Here is an 18,203-nt window from a genome sequence, read left to right as displayed (position 1 = left end):
GGTGTCCGGTGCATCATTCACGGGAGTAATGTCTAAGCTGGCACTACCGTCTACCGTTTGCGGGTCACTAGCGCCATCTGTACTGCCATTGTCGGTGATCTCGTAGCTGAAACTCACTTCTGTGTCGTCATTAGCAGCTGGCGTGTAAGTCCAAGTACCGTCGTTATTATTAACTAAGCTACCGCTCCCCGCGCTAATTTGCAGGTTACTTATCGTTAAGTCATCACCTTCGATATCTCCTGCGCTAGCTAACAGTTCATCACTGGTGATAGTACGTGCACCGCTGTCTTCTGCTATCGGCGTTAGTACCACCGCATCGGTGTCCGGTGCATCATTCACACGAACAACATTCACGATGTCGCTATCAGCTGCGGTTTGTCCATTCGCGCTGACTTGAACATTAATGGAGAGTTCAGACAAGTTTAAAGCATCACTGTTTACTGCCGCCACGCCATCAGCGGTGAGTTTGACTTGGTTACCATCAATAACAAAATAGCCATCGTCGTTGTTCAACAACTGGTAAGTCTGCACATCTCCATCTGGATCGCTTGAGGTAAAATTGGCAACAATTGTATCTGTACTCACCGCATCTTCAGTGACGCTTTGAGCAACCACATCTATCGTTGGAGCTTGATCTACAGGAGTGCTTGGTTCGTCATCCACTCTTACAATGCTAAGCGTATCGCTATCAGTGGAAGTAAGGCCATTAGCTTCAACTTGAACGGTCAAATCCAAGCTTGTCAGGTTTAAGCTGTCATTATTAATCGCCGCCACACCATCAGCGGTGAGTTTGACTTGGTTACCATCAATAACAAAATAGCCGTCATCGTTATTCAACAATTGGTAAGTTTGCACGTCACCATCAGGATCGTTTGAGGTAAAATTAGCAACAATTGTATCTGTACTCACTGCACCTTCAGTGACGCCTTGAGCAACCACATCTATCGTTGGAGCTTGATCTACAGGTGTGCTTGGTTCGTCATCCACCCTTACAATGCTAAGCGTATCGCTATCAGTGGCAGTAAGGCCATTAGCTTCAACTTGAACGGTCAAATCCAAGCTTGTCAGATTTAAGCTGTCATTATTAATCGCCGCCACGCCATCAGCGGTGAGTTTGACTTGGTTACCATCAATCACAAAATAACCATCGTCGTTGTTCAACAACTGGTAAGTCTGCACATCTCCATCTGGATCGTTTGAGGTAAAATTAGCAACAATTGTATCTGTACTCACTGCATCTTCAGTGACGCTTTGAGCAACCACGTCTATCGTTGGAGCTTGATCTATAGGTGTGGCGGGCTCGTCGTCTACTCTAACAATCTCGACGGAAGCGCTATCAGAAGCCGTTAGGCCATTAGCTTCAACTTGAATGGTTAAATTCAAAGTCGTTAAATTGAGTTGGTCATTGTTAACCGCGGCAATACCCGCATCACTCAACTTAATTTCGTTTCCATCAATAACAAAAAAACCGTCAGTATCATTTAGCAGGCTGTGATTTAAAACATCACCGTCGGCATCATTTGATGTAAAGCTAGCAATAACTGTGTCGGCATCCACTAAATCTTCAGTAATACTTCCAGCAGTAAGCGTAATCGTTGGTGCTTGATCGGGACTAGGTGCAGGGGGAGTGGGTTCAGGTTGAGAGTTATCGATTGCTGCTAGCGGTTCTGGAGCATTTGCATCAGAGTCAGTTTGGGCTACATTATTTGAAACTTGGGGAGCTTGGGTATCAAAACCAGTTTGAGCAATGGTTTCTCCACCAATTCGGTCGATCGTAATAAACCCACCGTTGCCAGCGGCTTCACCACCCGCAGCAGTAGGAGCGCCACCAGCCGCAGTCGCTTCAAACAACTCCGTTGGGTCAGCACCTTCTAAAATGGCTTGTTGCAAAGCGTCTACATCAAGATCGTTAGCCGCGCTTAAAGGGCCTTCTGCAATATCAACATTGGGAAGTTGAGTAGCACTATTGTCACCAAGCAGGTACTGGTCTTCACCATAATAAAAGCCAAGTTGCGCACCTTGGGAAGTAATAATCATTTCGCCAGGCACAACACTATCCCCTGGTTGCAGGGATCTAATATTGCCTTGGGCATCTACTGCAAACGCTTGTCCTTGTATTGATACAATCGTTGCATTTGATGTTGCAATGCTCTGTTCCATCTGATTATTCCTTTCAATCTTTATTTAACACGCCCGCTATCCGCAGCCAGCGACTCAGCCTATATCGAAGGGCTTAGAGTATAAATTTTAGTCAATAGACCTTAGTTTAACGAATGAATTTTTCTAATCTAAACCTAAGATCAAACATAAGAGCCTGAATAGCTTAGGAAAACACTTAATACTATAACTATAAATATAGAAAATTCATTGGCTTATAAAGCTAAAGTAAAACAATCATGAACTAAAAGCGAGAAAATTGAAGAGGTAGGATAAGTGAACAAATAGCTGGTGGAGCACCACTTTAAACGTAAATTAAAATGTACAATTCATCAATTATGGCTGAAATAAATCCATCTAATACCATTTACTTGTGATTTTAAAACGAATAAGGCTCGCCAAAGCGAGCCTTAAGTAATATAGCCTTAAATGACTAAATTACAGTACGTCTACTGCATTTAAGTCAGAGAACGCTTTTTCTAAACGAGCAACCATTGAAGATTGACCAGCACGTAACCATACGCGAGGATCGTAGAACTTCTTGTTAGGTTGATCAGCACCTTTAGGGTTACCGATTTGACCTTGTAAGAAGTCAAAGTTTTCAGCTGAGTAAGTACGGATACCATCCCAAGTTGCCCACTGAGTATCAGTATCGATGTTCATTTTGATAACACCGTAGCCGATAGACTCTTGGATTTCTGCTTCAGAAGAACCAGAACCACCGTGGAATACAAAGTTAAGTGCATTTGGTGCAATACCAAATTTCTCAGCACAGTAAGCTTGTGAATCACGAAGAATAGTAGGAGTAAGTACTACGTTACCCGCTTGGTAAACACCGTGTACGTTACCGAAAGAAGCAGCAATAGTGAAACGTGGGCTAACAGCCATTAGTTTCTCGTATGCGTATGCTACGTCTTCAGGAGAAGTGTAAAGCTCAGATGCGTCCATGTCAGAGTTATCTACGCCATCTTCTTCGCCACCAGTACAGCCAAGTTCGATTTCGATAGTCATGTTCATTTTAGCCATGCGCTCTAGGTACTTAGCACATGTATCAATGTTCTCTTCTAGAGACTCTTCACTTAGGTCAAGCATGTGAGAAGAGAAAAGAGGCTTACCAGTTTGAGCGAAGAACTCTTCACCAGCATCTAGAAGACCGTCGATCCAAGGAAGCAATTTCTTAGCCGCGTGGTCAGTGTGCAGGATAACTGGAACACCGTAGGTTTCAGCAACAGCGTGTACATATTTTGCACCGGCAACAGCACCAAGGATTTGAGCACCTTGACCTTCAAGTTTAACGCCTTTACCTGCGAAGAAACCTGCACCGCCGTTAGAGAACTGAACAACAACTGGAGACTTAACTTTAGCCGCAGCTTCTAGTACGCCGTTGATTGAGTCAGTGTTAACTACGTTTACAGCTGGTAGTGCGAATTTGTTTTCTTTAGCAATTTCGAAAACTTTCTGTACGTCATCACCAGAGATTACACCTGGTTTAACTGCGTCAAAGATCTTAGACATAGCAATGGTTCCATTTAGTCTTGTTGATTAAAAATTCTTGTTTCTGTAACAGAGTATTCTAATACAGAAAATCGGGAGCTGCGCTCCCGATTACGTTCTTAGCCTTTTGCACGCTCTTCAAGCATGGCTACAGCTGGTAATACTTTGCCTTCTACAAACTCTAGGAAAGCGCCGCCGCCCGTAGAGATGTAAGATACATCGGCTTTAATACCAAACTTGTCGATGGCCGCTAGTGTATCACCACCACCCGCTACAGAGAAGCCTGCAGACTCGGCGATTGCTTTAGAAATACCCGCGGTACCTGCTTCAAAATTCTTGAATTCAAATACGCCAACAGGGCCATTCCAAAGGATAGTTTTAGCATTACCAATGATTTCAGCAAGAGCTGCTGTAGAATCTGGGCCTAGGTCGAAGATCATGTCGTCATCTTGTACTTCAGAAACATTTTTGATTTCAGCTTCTGCATTTTCATCAAAGGCTTTAGCACAGGCAACATCAGTGGCTACAGGAATAGCACACTCTTTCATTAGTTTTTTAGCGGTATCTACTAGGTCAGCTTCGTATAAAGATTTACCTACATTGTGGCCATCTGCAGCGATGAAAGTATTAGCAATACCGCCACCCACTACAAGTTGGTCAGCAATTTTAGATAAAGACTCAAGCACTGTTAATTTAGTTGATACTTTAGAACCGCCAACAATAGCCACTAACGGACGAGCTGGGTTGTCCATTGCTTTACCAAGCGCTTCTAGTTCAGCAGCAAGTAAAGGACCAGCACACGCTACAGGCGCGTTAGTACCTACGCCGTGGGTAGATGCTTGGGCGCGGTGAGCTGTACCAAATGCGTCCATAACGAAGATGTCACACAATGCAGCATACTTCTTAGATAGCTCTTCTTCGTTTTTCTTCTCGCCTTTGTTGAAGCGAACGTTCTCAAGAACAACCAATTCACCCGAGTTTAGCTCTAGGCCGTTTAGGTAATCTTTAGCTAGTTTAACGTCACAATCTAGTGCGTCGTTTAAGTAGTTAACTACAGGAGCTAGAGAGAATTCTTCAGCGTATTCGCCTTCAGTTGGACGACCTAGGTGAGAAGTAACCATTACTTTAGCGCCAGCTTCTATGCAACGCTTAATAGTAGGAAGAGATGCTAGGATACGTGCATCAGAAGTTACTTTACCGTCTTTTACTGGAACGTTTAGATCAGCACGAATGAATACGCGTTTGCCTGCAAGATCTAAGTCGGTCATTTTGATAATTGACATTATCTGTCCTCTATAGTTTTAAAAATTAAACTTACAGTTTAGCCAGCATGGCTAAACCTACAATTCCGTGTTACTCATTAATTCAGCGGTATCTAACATGCGATTGGCGAAGCCCCATTCGTTGTCACACCAGGCCAACACTTTCACTAAATGTTCGCCGCTAACCCGTGTTTGAGAACCATCAATAATGCTTGAATGACTATCGTGATTAAAGTCGATAGACACCAAAGGTTCTTCGGTATAGCTCAATATGCCGCTTAATTTACCGCAAAGTGCTGCTTGTATGGCTTGATTTATATCAGAAACTGTAACTTTTTTACACAATGTTACACTCAAGTCCATCGCCGTAACGTTTTGCGTAGGCACCCTCACCGCAATGGCTTCAAACTTACCGGCGAATTTAGGCAAGATTCGCTCTACACCCTTAGCCAGCTTAGTATCAACAGGAATGATTGACTGCCCAGCCGCACGGGTTCTGCGTAAGTCAGTATGGTAGGCATCAATGACCTGTTGGTCGTTCATTGCTGAGTGAATTGTAGTAATAGTACCACATTCAACCCCAAAGGCTTCATCTAAGACCTGAATCACCGGTACGATACAATTGGTCGTACAAGAGCCATTTGAGACCACTTTGTCGCTAGCACTCAGCAAATCTTCATTTACACCATAGACTACCGTTTGATCTACGCAAGGATCGGCAGGGTGAGAAAACAAAACTTTCTTTGCCCCGGCGTCAATATGCATTTGCGCATCGGCCACCGAGCTAAAACGCCCAGTACATTCCATGACAATATCCACCGCTAAATCCTTCCACGGTAACTGATTAGGCTCGCGTTGATGCAGCAGTTGAATGGCTTGACCTTCTACCGTGAGCGTTTCGCCTTGCAGTAATACATCTTCAGCAAACGTGCCGTGGGTAGAATCGTATTTAAGCAGATGAGCCATTGCTTCTGGGCTGGCCAGCTCATTAATTGCAACGATTTTGATTTTGTGTTGACGGTGAGATTCAAATAAAGCGCGAAGCACGCTGCGACCAATTCGGCCGAAACCATTTATCGCTACTTTGATAGGCTGACGAGGCATAATAATCGCCTTTTTCTATAACGCTGAAACAAAGAACCCTCTTAGCAGAGGGTTCTATTTATTACTGAACGAGCACTTGCAAGTGCTTACAGAAGTTCGTTCGCCATGTTCACTAAGTTTTCTTTAGTGAAACCAAATAGCTTGAACAATTCACCGGCTGGCGCTGACTCACCGAAGGTAGTCATACCCAGTACTTTGCCATCAAAGCCAACGTACTTGTACCAGAAGTCTGCAATTCCCGCTTCAACAGCAATACGTTTGCGTACAGCAATAGGTAACACTGATTCACGGTATTCTGGCGATTGTGCATCAAACACATCAGTGGCTGGCATTGAGACTACGCGCACTGCTTTACCTGCAGCCGTTAGTTCATCTGCTGCAGCTACCGCTAGCTCAACTTCTGAACCTGTAGCAATCAAGATAAGCTCTGGCGTACCAGCGCAATCTTTCAGTACGTAACCACCACGCGCAACATCAGCAAGTTGCTGTGCATCACGCGGTTGCGGCGCTAAACCTTGACGAGAGAAGATAAGCGAAGTTGGGCTATCGGTACTTTCTACCGCATGACGCCAAGCAACCGCTGACTCTACTGAATCACATGGACGCCAGGTGCTCATGTTAGGTGTTAAACGTAAGCTAGCAGTTTGCTCTACCGCTTGGTGAGTTGGGCCATCTTCACCCAAACCAATTGAATCGTGGGTATAAACAAAAATTGCTGGTTGCTTCATCAAAGCAGCCATACGCAACGCGTTACGTGCATATTCCATAAACATTAGGAACGTAGCACCGTAAGGCTTTAAACCACCATGCAAAGTCATACCATTCATAATGGCCGACATACCAAACTCTCGCACACCGTAGTGCATGTAGTTGCCTGATGCGTCTTCAGCGGTTACCGCTTCAGAACCAGACCACATAGTAAGGTTAGATGGTGCTAAATCAGCACTACCACCTAGTAGCTCTGGCAATTTAGGGCCAAAGGCTTCTAAGGTTTTTTGTGAAGACTGACGAGTAGCAATTTTAGCTTGGCTTGCTTGAAGCTCGCTAATGTAGTTGTCGGCAAACTCTTTCCAATCACTTGGCATTTGGCCAGTCACACGACGCTTGAACTCAGCTGCTAATGCAGGGTGAGCCGCTTCATAGCCGGCAAACAATTGGTTCCACTCTGACTGTGATTTCTCACCCGCAGTTTTAGCGTCCCACGCTTGGTAAACATCTTGTGGGATTTCAAACGCAGCATGTGGCCAGTTTAAGAACTCACGAGCAGCCGCAATTTCTTCTGCACCTAGTGGAGCACCGTGACAATCATGGCTACCCGATTTGTTTGGCGAACCAAAACCAATCACTGTTTTACAACAAATCATGGTTGGGCGAGTCGTTTCAGCTTGAGCGGCTTTAATCGCTGCGCTAATGGCTTCACTATCGTGGCCATCTACGCCACCAATTACATGCCAGCCGTAAGATTCAAAACGCTTAACGGTATCGTCGGTAAACCAACCTTCAACGTCACCATCAATAGAGATGCCATTGTCATCCCAGAATGCAATCAGTTTACCTAGGCCTTGAGTACCCGCTAAAGAACAAGCTTCATGCGAGATACCTTCCATCAAACAGCCATCACCTAAGAAGGTGTAAGTGTAGTGATCAACAACCGGGAAACCATCTTGGTTAAATTGCGCCGCTAAGATTTTCTCAGCCAGTGCCATACCTACGGCATTAGTAATGCCTTGGCCTAGCGGGCCAGTAGTGGTTTCTACGCCAGGTGCGTAACCGTACTCTGGGTGACCAGGTGTTTTAGAATGAAGCTGACGGAAGTTTTTAAGCTCTTCAATCGGAAGTTGATACCCAGATAGGTGCAACAGAGAATACAGCAACATAGAACCATGGCCGTTAGATAAAACAAAGCGGTCACGGTCTGCCCAAGTTGGGTCAGTTGGATTGTGTTTCAAAAAGTCGCGCCATAGAACTTCAGCAATATCAGCCATTCCCATTGGAGCACCAGGGTGACCAGAGTTAGCTTGCTGAACTGCATCCATACTTAAAGCACGGATAGCGTTGGCGTATTGACGACGAGAAGACATGAATTTCTCCTGCAAATATTAGGGCTATAGGGTGTCGAGAGGCGCGTATTGTCACAAAGTCAACGGTGTTACTCAATAAATATCTAAAAAGAATAACCAGATTTATTAAAAAACTCTGCTAATTGCTTAAGCAAACTCATATTTACAGCTGACAAGGACGTGATAAAGTCTTGATATAAGAAATATTGAGGGACGGTAAACCAACTAGATGGCAAATAATTTTGCATTTCGCAGCCGCAGTTTTTTTGTTTACCTGTTCATTGGTTTGTTCTCTAGTGGTATTGCCTTGCTATTTAGCGACCTTGCCCACCTTAATCCTAATTTTTTGCTTAATCAGCCCCTTCCCCCATACACGCTTCCTTTACTCGCGGCCTTAAGCATCTTGTTGCTTGAACGGCTGTTTGCTAACTACAAACAAGTGGGTTTAATTTTTGTGGTTAAAGCCTACCATTTTGATGAAGGGCAACTTCATTGGGGCAATTTAGCTTATCAATTCGCTGTGGGACTAATACTTACTTGGGGCGGTTTCGCTGTTGGCGTAGTTGGGCCTGCTTGTTACCTTACCGCGGTAGTGGCCAGTAATCTCTCTCACGCAGCTCGCCTTACTCAAGGACAAATTCGCTTAAGTGTCGCTTGCGGCACGGCGGCCGCAGTAGCCGCCTTATTTAATGCTCCACTGGCAGGAACCGTTATCGCTTACGAGTTAGTGATGCGCCGCTTTAACTGGCGGTCAATTGCTACCATTGCAATATGCGCCTATACCGCTAGCGTTGTTTCCGACCTACATGGTGGTAGTATGTTAAGCATCGACCTCCCCGACCAATCTTTTACTTGGGCTGGGCTGCCTCAATTTGCGTTGCTTGGCATGTTGTGTGGTTTATTTGCCACTTTATTGGTGCGAGCGATTCGTTCTATTCCAACACTTAAGCGCAGTTATGCAGTGGCTATCGCTGCAGGTATCACTGCCTTAGCGGGAGTAATTAATCCACACTGGTTAGGTTTAGAGCCCATTACTCCAAATGGCTTATTGAGCTGGGAATTAGCCTTAACTGAACAACACCTGTGGCTGCTTGCCAGAATAGTACTCACCACCGTAGCCTTAGCCTTTGCTTTGCCAGGTGGGAGCTTAGGGCCCATGTTAGTAATTGGTGGCATTTTAGGTAGCATTATCGGTAATGTAATTCCCAATGCCCCCAACTCGATGCTTGTTATTGTTGGCATGGGCGCAATGTTTGGCGCTGTTTTTCGCACTCCTTGGGCCGCATTCTTACTCATTACCGAACAAACCCTACAAGTCGAGATTGTGCTGCCGGCGATTGTGGCCTGTTTGTGTGCCAGCGCTGTTGCCAAATATCTATTCCGTTCGCCTAGTTTGATCGAGCAACAATTACTTAATGCCCAGATCCGCTTAATCAATAGCCCTGTACTGGTAAAAGAAGAAAACAAAACCTTAAACAACGAACAAATACAACAACACTAAATTGAATTGACGACTGTTTTTGTGCCGATGCTTTCGTCAATATATCTTCATCTTAGCGGCCTACCCGCTAACTAAATCAAGCAACAAGAACTCAACCCGCAAATCTGCTTAACCAATAGATGCAGCGCTAAAACTAACCCTAGGCGGTTGAGTAGAGTTGTATTTAATACATGGACATGAAGAGAACTGTATAAACGGATAATCCCTTGTTAAGCAAGATAACGCTTTGCCTCTAAAGTATTGATTTAACCTATACAATCGTCTCAACCAGCAACTATTCACTTAAATATTTGGTTTATTTAAAAATGAGAGCGCTATCACAGTAAATTACTGTGGGCTTACGGCTTAGAGTGATCTACTATGCCAGAGATATTAATAGTGGCTTTGTATTTATAGAGGGAAATTTTTTATGCGCCGCCTAGTTGTACTGTTAATAATGGCTATGTTACCTAGCCAAGTTTTAGCTTCAGTCAATACCGAAACCACCACTTTCCGCCCTAATAGTCGGGTTATAGAAAGTTTCACCGATAAGTATGGTGTCAGCACTAAACAAATACCTAGCCTCAAAAAATTTGATGCTGGCCAATACTTCTACTCGCAACGTCTTGAGTACTATGAATTCATTTGGTCATGTAAAGAATACGGTGATAATGGCCAATGCCTAGATTTAGTGCGTAGCCCTCGCCCCCCCTTACGTTTAGTGTCTTTTGTGCATGACCGTAATGACGAAAGTAAGATCCAAGCTGATTTGGTGATGATTTATAACCAGCAGAACGAAAAGAAAATTGAGCTCATAAATCTCAGTAAGGACAAATCTGCGCGTAGCAAATATCAAGTTTCTACCTTACCAATATTATTAGTGGTACGTGGCGATAAAGAAATTGCGCGAAAAACCGGACTAGAAACTCGGCAAAACATGAGCAACTGGATTAAGCATGAACTCAGCAAGCCTTGATAAAGCCGCTTGATTCAAGCTGTAAACACTTAGCCGCATCTGAGGCGGCTAGGTTATCTTTATACACTAACGACAATCACCACTTGTTTAGTTTCTTACTAAGCCATAAAGAAGCACTGCAATTCCCCTTTCAGATATATCACCAGCCAGAATTGAACATATTTAAGCCCACCAGTTAACCCCCTTATTCTTAAGATAGAATAGTGGGTGAGCGTTGAATAAACGCCTGCCAGGCATCCAGTCAGCGCTATCCAGCACTAAGCAAAACAAACCAATACAACAAAACTAATCCACTAAGGTGAATTTTTTTCATTAATAAGCGCTAGCAAATCTGTAAACCCTCACTTAGAATAGACGTCCAGATGGTAAAACATCCATACGTATATAATCATTTACGAGATATAAACATGGCTACTCATTTATTTACTTCAGAATCAGTGTCTGAAGGGCATCCAGATAAAATTGCAGATCAAATCTCTGACGCAGTATTAGACGCAATCTTAGAGCAAGACCCTAAGGCACGTGTAGCCTGTGAAACTTACGTAAAAACCGGCATGGTAATGGTTGGCGGTGAAATTAACACCTCAGCTTGGGTTGATATTGAAGAGATTACTCGCTCAACCGTGCGCGACATTGGTTACACTCACTCAGACATGGGCTTTGATGCCGATTCTTGTGCTGTACTCAACGTTGTGGGCAAGCAAAGCCCAGACATTAACCAAGGTGTTGACCGCTCTCGCCCAGAAGAACAAGGCGCTGGCGACCAAGGTTTAATGTTTGGTTACGCCACCAACGAAACCGACGTATTAATGCCTGCTCCTATTACCTACTCGCATCTATTGGTTAAGCGCCAAGCTGAAGTACGTAAAAATGGCACCTTAGATTGGTTACGCCCAGATGCAAAATCGCAAGTCACCTTTGCTTACGAAAACGGCATCATCACTGGTGTTGACGCAGTCGTGTTATCTACTCAGCATTGTGACAGCATTTCTACTGCCGATTTGCGTGAAGCAGTAATGGAAGAAATCATTAAGCCAGTATTGCCAGCGCAATGGTTAAATGAAAATACCCAATACCATATAAACCCAACTGGTCGTTTTGTAATTGGTGGCCCAATGGGTGACTGTGGTTTAACCGGTCGTAAAATTATTGTGGATACCTACGGCGGCATGGCGCGTCATGGCGGCGGTGCATTCTCTGGTAAAGATCCTTCAAAAGTAGACCGTAGTGCAGCTTATGCTGGTCGTTACGTAGCTAAGAACATTGTGGCTGCAGGTTTAGCTGACCGCTGTGAAATTCAAGTGTCTTACGCCATTGGCGTTGCTGAGCCTACCTCAATTAGCATTGAAACCTTTGGTACAGGCAAAATTGCCGACGACAAATTGGTTGCATTAGTGCGCAAACACTTCGATCTACGCCCTTACGGTATTTTAAGCATGCTGGATTTAGAGCGTCCCATCTACAAAGCAACAGCGGCTTATGGCCACTTTGGTCGTGAAGAATTCCCTTGGGAAGCGACCGATAAAGCAGAGTTACTAAAGAGCGAAGCTGGCCTTTAAGCCAGAGGTAAACTCGCCAAGCTAAGCCGAAAGCGTATAATCCTTGATTATCCTTTCGGCTTTTTTGATCGTTAAACATTACTGACCATTTAACACTATGGAGAACTCAAGTTAGCGTGCAACGCCTAAACCAAACCGTAGAAGATTGCTTTATCCAAGCTGAGACTTTTTTTGAGCGAACATTTAACCGCCCAGAAATACTGTTATCGGCGCGTAATAGCAAAGTGGCAGGCAGTGCTAACTTAAGCCGCTGGCGCTTGCGCTTTAATGCACACTTTTATCGGCAACAACCTGAACACTTTCTAGCACAAACAGTTCCTCATGAAGTCGCTCATATCATCTGCCATGCGGTGTATGGAAGCGTAAAACCACACGGTAAAGAGTGGCAAGCCATTATGTTAAACGTATTTAACTGCCCGCCGCACACCACCCATAACTACTCGCTTGAAAGCATAAAAATCAACAGCATTGAATACCGCTGTGCGTGCCAAAGTCACCTGCTCAGCATCCGTCGCCACAACAAGGTACTCAAAGGCGCGAGCTATCAATGCCGCACCTGCAGACAGGTTCTTCAAATAAGTCAGTGAAGAGAGATACCTTATCCTTCCCAGATTCATAGAGTTGCTGGGAATAAACCAGCAATAGGTTTATTCTTTAGCAGTAAAACCAACCATTTTTCTTGCTAGATTACGGAGCCACCTTTTTACCATGCGCATTCCTCGTATTTATCAGTCTCAATCGCTCGCGCTACATCAACTCACAGAGCTAGATGAAGAAGCCGCTAATCATGTGGGCCGAGTATTAAGAATGGAAGCAGGTCAGCTACTCGAGCTATTTAATAGCGATGGCAACAACTACCCAGCCATCATTGAGAGCAGCAGTAAAAAGCATGTATCGGTAAAAATTACTGAAGTGCATGTCAATGATTCCGAATCACCGCTAGATATCCATCTAGGCCAAGTTATTTCTCGTGGTGACCGTATGGAATTCACCATTCAAAAATCTGTAGAGCTAGGCGTAAACAAAATTACCCCGCTCACCAGCGAGCGCTGTGGCGTAAAACTGAATCAAGAACGTTTCGAGAAAAAACGTCAGCAATGGCAAAAAATTGCAATCGCAGCCTGCGAGCAATCAGGCAGAAGCATCGTGCCTGAAGTAGCACCACTGCAAAGTTTAGAGCAATGGGCTAGCGAGACCTCATCAGCAATGAAGTTGAATTTGCATCCAAAGGCCCCATATAGCATTAAGACCCTGCCTACTCCTGAAAATGGAGTACGCTTACTAATTGGGCCAGAAGGCGGCTTAAGTACTCAAGAAATTGAAGTATGTAATCAATACCAATTTCAAGAGACCATTTTAGGCCCCCGTGTATTGCGCACAGAAACCGCCGCATTAACGGCAATCACCGCTTTGCAGTGTCAATTTGGAGACTTAGCATAAATGAGTATTAAACTCGGTATCGTGATGGACCCCATCGCCAACATTAACATTAAAAAAGACTCAAGCTTTGCCATGTTGATGGAAGCGCAAAAGCGCGGCTACGAAATTTACTACATGGAAATGCAAGATCTTTACTTAGATGGCGGCCGTGCGGCGGCCAATATGCGCCCACTTGCAGTACAAGAGAATCCTCAATCTTGGTACGAACTTGGCAGTCAAGTAGACCAGAGCCTCAGTGAGCTCGACGTGATACTGATGCGTAAAGATCCACCTTTTGATACTGAATTTATTTACGCCACCTACATACTAGAGCGCGCAGAAGCTGAAGGTAGTTTGATTATTAACAAGCCACAAAGCCTACGTGACGCCAACGAAAAGCTGTTTACTGCATGGTTCTCTGAATTTACGCCAACCACCTTAGTTAGTAGCGACATGCCGCGCCTTAAAGCGTTTCATCAACAACATAAAGACGTCATTATGAAGCCGCTAGACGGCATGGGTGGCGCGTCTATATTCCGCCTAAAAGATGGCGATCCTAATGTAGGCGTAATCTTAGAAACCCTCACCAATCACGGTCAAGAATATTGCATGGCGCAAAAGTTCATTCCCGAGATTGTGGATGGTGATAAGCGTATTTTGATTGTAGACGGCGAACCAATGCCTTATTGCTTAGCGCGCATTCCCTCTAAAGGAGAAACTCGCGGTAACTTAGCAGCAGGAGGCCGAGGTGTTGCACAACCGCTGTCTGAAAGCGATTGGAACATTGCCAACTCAATTGGCCCGTCTCTTAAAGAAAAGGGCTTAGTCTTTGTGGGCTTAGACGTGATTGGCGATAAAGTCACCGAAATTAACGTTACCAGCCCAACCTGTATTAAAGAGATTGAAGCCGCCTACGATATATCTATCACTGGCAAGTTAATGGATGCGATTGAAGCTAGACTTAAAGCATCGACCTAGACAGTAGTAAGGTTTAATTTGGAAGCAATGAATACCCTGCAAAATCAGTTTTTAATCGCCATGCCGAGCCTGAACGACCCGTTCTTTAAGCGCTCGGTAGTTTACCTCTGCGAGCACAACGATGAAGGCGCTATGGGCCTAGTCATCAATGTGCCTGTCGATTTATCGGTAGAGTCCTTGCTAGAGCAAATAGAATTGCAAGATCAGGTAGAGATGATCCGCCAAGATTTAGATAAACCGGTTTACCAAGGTGGACCAGTAGCTCAAGAACGCGGTTTTGTTTTGCACTCGCCAGTTAAAGGCTTTAGCAGTAGCTTAGAAATAAGCGATGAACTGATGGTGACCACATCAAAAGATGTGCTCGATACCTTAGGCACAGATTCTCAACCCAGTGAATACATTGTTACCTTAGGTTACGCCAGCTGGGAAGCGGGTCAGTTAGAGCAAGAGATCGCCGAAAACTCTTGGCTAACCCTGCCCGCCAGTACCGATATCATTTTTAAGACACCAAGCCATAAGCGCTGGGAAGCTGCGGCTAATCACTTAGGTATCGATATTTGGCAACTATCTAGCCAAGTGGGGCACGCGTAATGAATGCAAAACAGCAGTGTTCTTGCGACCTTCTCAGTACAGTTTGTCTAGATTCATGGCAGCCTTCTAACATTAAACCACTAGGTCGAAGATAATGGCGCGCGAAGGAGAACGTTCAGTACTGGCTTTTGATTTTGGAACCAAAAGCATTGGTGTAGCCATTGGCCAAGAGCTCACTGGCAGCGCTAAACCTTTAACCGCAATCAAAGCTCAAGATGGGATCCCTTCGTGGCCTCTATTAGAAAAGCTACTGGAACAATGGCAGCCCGATTTGTTAGTGATTGGTTTACCGCTGAATATGGACGGTACCGAGCAAGACATTACCAGCCGCGCTAAAAAATTCGCCAACCGCTTACACGGCCGTTTTGGCTATCAAATTGCGATGCAAGACGAGCGACTAACCACAGTAGATGCCAAAGAAAAGTTATTTGAATTAGGTGGCTATAAAGCCCTTGAAAAAGGCGCGGTAGACAGCCTAGCAGCCGCTCTTATCTTTGAAAGCTGGTGCGCTGAGCAATATTAAGCTTACAAACATAAAAAAAGCCTCGAGAGTATCGAGGCTTTTTTATGTTGCAGTAGCTACTTCTTAGAGCTCGACCAGATTTCTGGATCTATTTGCTGCTTCAGTTCTGGGTAATCATCGCTGTTAAAAGTAGGCACTTTGCCTGCATCTAATTGGCGGTTATAGTCCTTAGCCAGTTTAACTACTACGCCAGAGAGCATTAAAATAGCCACTAAGTTAACAATTGCCATAAAGCCCATCGATACATCTGCTAGATTCCAAATAATATCAATCTTCACTACCGCACCAAACATCACCATTGAGAGCACTAATAAGCGGAAAATCCATAAACCCGCTTTATGGTTATGCTCGAGGAAAATCAGGTTTGTTTCAGCGTAAGAATAATTACCCACAATAGAAGTGAAGGCAAAGAAGATAATTGCCACGCCAACAAAGTAACTTCCCCACTCACCCACTTGGCCACTAAGTGCTTGTTGGGTTAACGCGATACCATCACCCGTTAATTGCTCATTGTAGCTAAGCAAAATAATGGCCGCTGTCGCGGTACAAATCACTAGAGTATCGATAAACACACCCAACATTTGCACGTAACCTTGCGATGCAGGATGAGGCGGATAAGGCGTTGCCGTAGCCGCTGCATTTGGTGCACTACCCATACCTGCTTCGTTAGAAAACAAACCGCGCTTAATACCGTTCATCATGGCGGCGCCTAAGGCACCAGCACCAGCTTCTTGAAAGCCAAATGCCGAGCGGAAGATTAAACTAAACACCTCAGGCATTTGTTGAATATTCATCAGCACAACCACTAAGGCCACTAGCACGTACGCTAAGGCCATAATCGGTACCACTAACTCGGCAAAACGAGCAATACTGCGAATGCCACCAAAGATGATTAATGCAGCCGCAGCCACTAAGATGCCGCCAACCACATATTTTTCAAAGCCAAACGCTTCATGTAAGGCTGAAGCAATGGAGTTAGCTTGTACCGCGTTAAAGACTAAACCAAACGCTACAATCAAGCAGATAGCGAAGATCACGCCCATCCAACGTTTACCCAGGCCCTGCTCCATGTAATAAGAAGGCCCACCCCGGAAGTTACCGTCGCTGTCTTTGATTTTGTAGAGCTGGGCCAAGCTGCTTTCTGCAAAGCTGGTAGCCATGCCTAACAATGCCACTACCCACATCCAGAACACCGCTCCAGGACCGCCAAGACTTATGGCTAAGGCAACGCCTGCTAAATTGCCGGTACCGACACGAGCCGCCAGGCTGGTACACAAGGCTTGGAAAGAAGAAATACCGCTAGCATCGCCTTTACGACTCGATTTCATTACTGAAAACATGTGTCCAAAATGACGAAACTGAATAAATTTAGTTCGCACGGTGAATAGAACACCGGTACCCAGCAGCAAATAGATGAGCAAATTGCCCCAAAGTACGTCGTTTAACCAGTTCACAATCTCATTCATGGTTTACATTCACCTTACTTTTGTTGTTCGTTTAAAACCTAGCTTAGGTTTAAATGAGCGCGGAGTTTAGGCGTGAGCAACTAACCATGCTTTGATATATAACAAAAACAAGATAAAAACACGGCCGTATATAAATAAAAGTTATTTATGCTAGTAACTAAGTTACAGACTACTTATAAAGCATAGGAAGTTTCACAAAATTTGATGAAAAAAATTGGCCGCGGTAACTTTTTTGCAACATTAGTATTTTACTTTTTGTGCACGTGTGGTACTTATTAATTGCAACAACATACAAGGAGATAACCATGGATAGGCTAGACTTGGATACTGTTGAAACAAGTAAATCTTCTCGCAGTTCAAATAAGAAGCGTAAATGGCGTGAAATAGAAGCCATTAAAGATAAGATTCGTTTACAAAAGGAACTACAGTCAATCGACAATAGTTTTGACCTTCAAACTGAATACGAATACTAAATAAAAAAACCCGGCTAAGCCGGGTTTTTTGTTACTGGGTATTTGCTCACTATTCTTGTGGCTCAGATAGCTTAATGCGTTCTGATAGGGCTTTGTATTGCTCTTGCACACGATGACCAAACAATGGGTCTTCATAATTGCCGTGCTGCCAACTTTGCTCTATCGCACGCCAATCGTCAGCGGTTAGATGGCGTTTTAATGCAGGGAAAATCACCTCTTCTTCATAGTTAAGATGTTCCCACTGCGCCTTAATAAAGGCTTCTAACTTGTCACTGAACTGGTCAAGCGGAACCACTGCATCCAGTAAAATAATGTCAAGAATATCACTCAACTCATCAGTCATTTCCAACAGCTGTTGGTGTTGCTTTTTCAGTTGGTCGGAAAGGTCATCCTCTACAACACGATACTTAACGTAGTATTCGTAGATTAAATCTTCTTTAGGATGGTGGTAACGATCTGCGTATTCTTGCATGTAGCTAATGATATGAGCGATCAACTTGTACTTAACCGCTTTTTCATTGCGAATGTGAGCCAACTTCTGCTCTAACACCTTCAGCAACTTAGCGATATTTTGATGATCTTGATGAAGACTTTGTAACATTGCTTCTCCTTGGCTAACCAGCACTCTTTAAATCAGTATAAAGGACTCACCGTTGTACTT

Annotated in this window: 16 protein-coding genes; 9 read left to right on the top strand and 7 right to left on the bottom strand. The window is 44.3% G+C overall.

Annotated features, from left to right (window positions below; genetic code table 11):
• The 5 genes from Q4549_RS16875 to tkt all read right to left on the bottom strand — a co-directional run.
• Positions 1–2,160: retention module-containing protein (locus Q4549_RS16875; RefSeq protein WP_303553493.1), on the bottom strand; the 2,160-nt coding region annotated here is incomplete at its 3' end.
• Between the two features lie 435 nt (positions 2,161–2,595).
• Complete coding sequence (gene fbaA, locus Q4549_RS16870) at positions 2,596–3,672, bottom strand: class II fructose-bisphosphate aldolase (protein WP_303553492.1); 1,077 nt, start codon at positions 3,670–3,672, stop codon at positions 2,596–2,598.
• A 98-nt stretch (positions 3,673–3,770) separates the two neighbouring features.
• Complete coding sequence (locus Q4549_RS16865; RefSeq protein ID WP_137675318.1) at positions 3,771–4,934, bottom strand: phosphoglycerate kinase; 1,164 nt, start codon at positions 4,932–4,934, stop codon at positions 3,771–3,773.
• A 57-nt stretch (positions 4,935–4,991) separates the two neighbouring features.
• Positions 4,992–6,017: an erythrose-4-phosphate dehydrogenase gene (gene epd, locus Q4549_RS16860; RefSeq protein ID WP_303553491.1), complete on the bottom strand. Its 1,026-nt coding sequence runs from the start codon at positions 6,015–6,017 to the stop codon at positions 4,992–4,994.
• An 86-nt stretch (positions 6,018–6,103) separates the two neighbouring features.
• Entirely contained in the window at positions 6,104–8,098 is a 1,995-nt protein-coding gene (tkt, locus tag Q4549_RS16855; RefSeq protein ID WP_137675316.1) for a transketolase, read from the bottom strand.
• Positions 8,099–8,306: 208 nt separating this feature from the next.
• Between tkt and Q4549_RS16850 the strand changes: the two genes are divergently transcribed.
• From Q4549_RS16850 to ruvX, 8 genes are all read left to right on the top strand, one after another.
• A complete protein-coding gene (locus Q4549_RS16850; RefSeq protein WP_303553490.1) occupies positions 8,307–9,578 on the top strand; it encodes a chloride channel protein in 1,272 nt (423 codons plus the stop codon).
• Positions 9,579–9,987: 409 nt separating this feature from the next.
• Complete coding sequence (locus Q4549_RS16845) at positions 9,988–10,533, top strand: hypothetical protein (RefSeq protein ID WP_303513742.1); 546 nt, start codon at positions 9,988–9,990, stop codon at positions 10,531–10,533.
• Between the two features lie 407 nt (positions 10,534–10,940).
• The gene (gene metK / locus Q4549_RS16840; protein ID WP_137675313.1) at positions 10,941–12,092 is read left to right on the top strand and encodes a methionine adenosyltransferase; all 1,152 of its coding nucleotides are present in this window, start codon (positions 10,941–10,943) and stop codon (positions 12,090–12,092) included.
• 116 nt (positions 12,093–12,208) lie between these two features.
• On the top strand, positions 12,209–12,679 hold the full coding sequence (locus tag Q4549_RS16835; RefSeq protein ID WP_303553489.1) for a SprT family zinc-dependent metalloprotease: 471 nt from the start codon (positions 12,209–12,211) through the stop codon (positions 12,677–12,679).
• Positions 12,680–12,800: 121 nt separating this feature from the next.
• Positions 12,801–13,532: a 16S rRNA (uracil(1498)-N(3))-methyltransferase gene (gene rsmE, locus Q4549_RS16830; RefSeq protein ID WP_303553488.1), complete on the top strand. Its 732-nt coding sequence runs from the start codon at positions 12,801–12,803 to the stop codon at positions 13,530–13,532.
• The gene (gene gshB / locus Q4549_RS16825) at positions 13,533–14,489 is read left to right on the top strand and encodes a glutathione synthase (RefSeq protein ID WP_137675310.1); all 957 of its coding nucleotides are present in this window, start codon (positions 13,533–13,535) and stop codon (positions 14,487–14,489) included. It abuts the gene before it with no gap.
• Between the two features lie 27 nt (positions 14,490–14,516).
• The gene (locus tag Q4549_RS16820) at positions 14,517–15,080 is read left to right on the top strand and encodes a YqgE/AlgH family protein (RefSeq protein WP_303513748.1); all 564 of its coding nucleotides are present in this window, start codon (positions 14,517–14,519) and stop codon (positions 15,078–15,080) included.
• Between the two features lie 94 nt (positions 15,081–15,174).
• Positions 15,175–15,603: a Holliday junction resolvase RuvX gene (gene ruvX, locus Q4549_RS16815; RefSeq protein WP_303513750.1), complete on the top strand. Its 429-nt coding sequence runs from the start codon at positions 15,175–15,177 to the stop codon at positions 15,601–15,603.
• A 56-nt stretch (positions 15,604–15,659) separates the two neighbouring features.
• Here the strand turns inward: ruvX and Q4549_RS16810 are convergent, their stop codons facing one another.
• Positions 15,660–17,069: a sodium:alanine symporter family protein gene (locus tag Q4549_RS16810; protein WP_303513756.1), complete on the bottom strand. Its 1,410-nt coding sequence runs from the start codon at positions 17,067–17,069 to the stop codon at positions 15,660–15,662.
• A gap of 305 nt (positions 17,070–17,374) precedes the next feature.
• Here Q4549_RS16810 and Q4549_RS16805 point away from each other — a divergent pair, with 305 nt between their 5' ends.
• A complete protein-coding gene (locus tag Q4549_RS16805) occupies positions 17,375–17,542 on the top strand; it encodes a DUF3545 family protein (protein ID WP_137673748.1) in 168 nt (55 codons plus the stop codon).
• A 49-nt stretch (positions 17,543–17,591) separates the two neighbouring features.
• On the opposite strand, the gene Q4549_RS16800 is transcribed toward Q4549_RS16805, so the two are convergent.
• Positions 17,592–18,143, bottom strand: coding sequence for a hemerythrin domain-containing protein (locus Q4549_RS16800; protein ID WP_137673747.1), 552 nt, complete (start codon positions 18,141–18,143; stop codon positions 17,592–17,594).
• Positions 18,144–18,203: the final 60 nt, after the last annotated feature.

Source organism: Agarivorans sp. 2_MG-2023 (genome assembly GCF_030548085.1).
Taxonomy (GTDB): domain Bacteria; phylum Pseudomonadota; class Gammaproteobacteria; order Enterobacterales; family Celerinatantimonadaceae; genus Agarivorans.
Note: the sequence above shows the minus strand (reverse complement) of the source record. Positions and strands in the feature narration are given on the sequence as shown.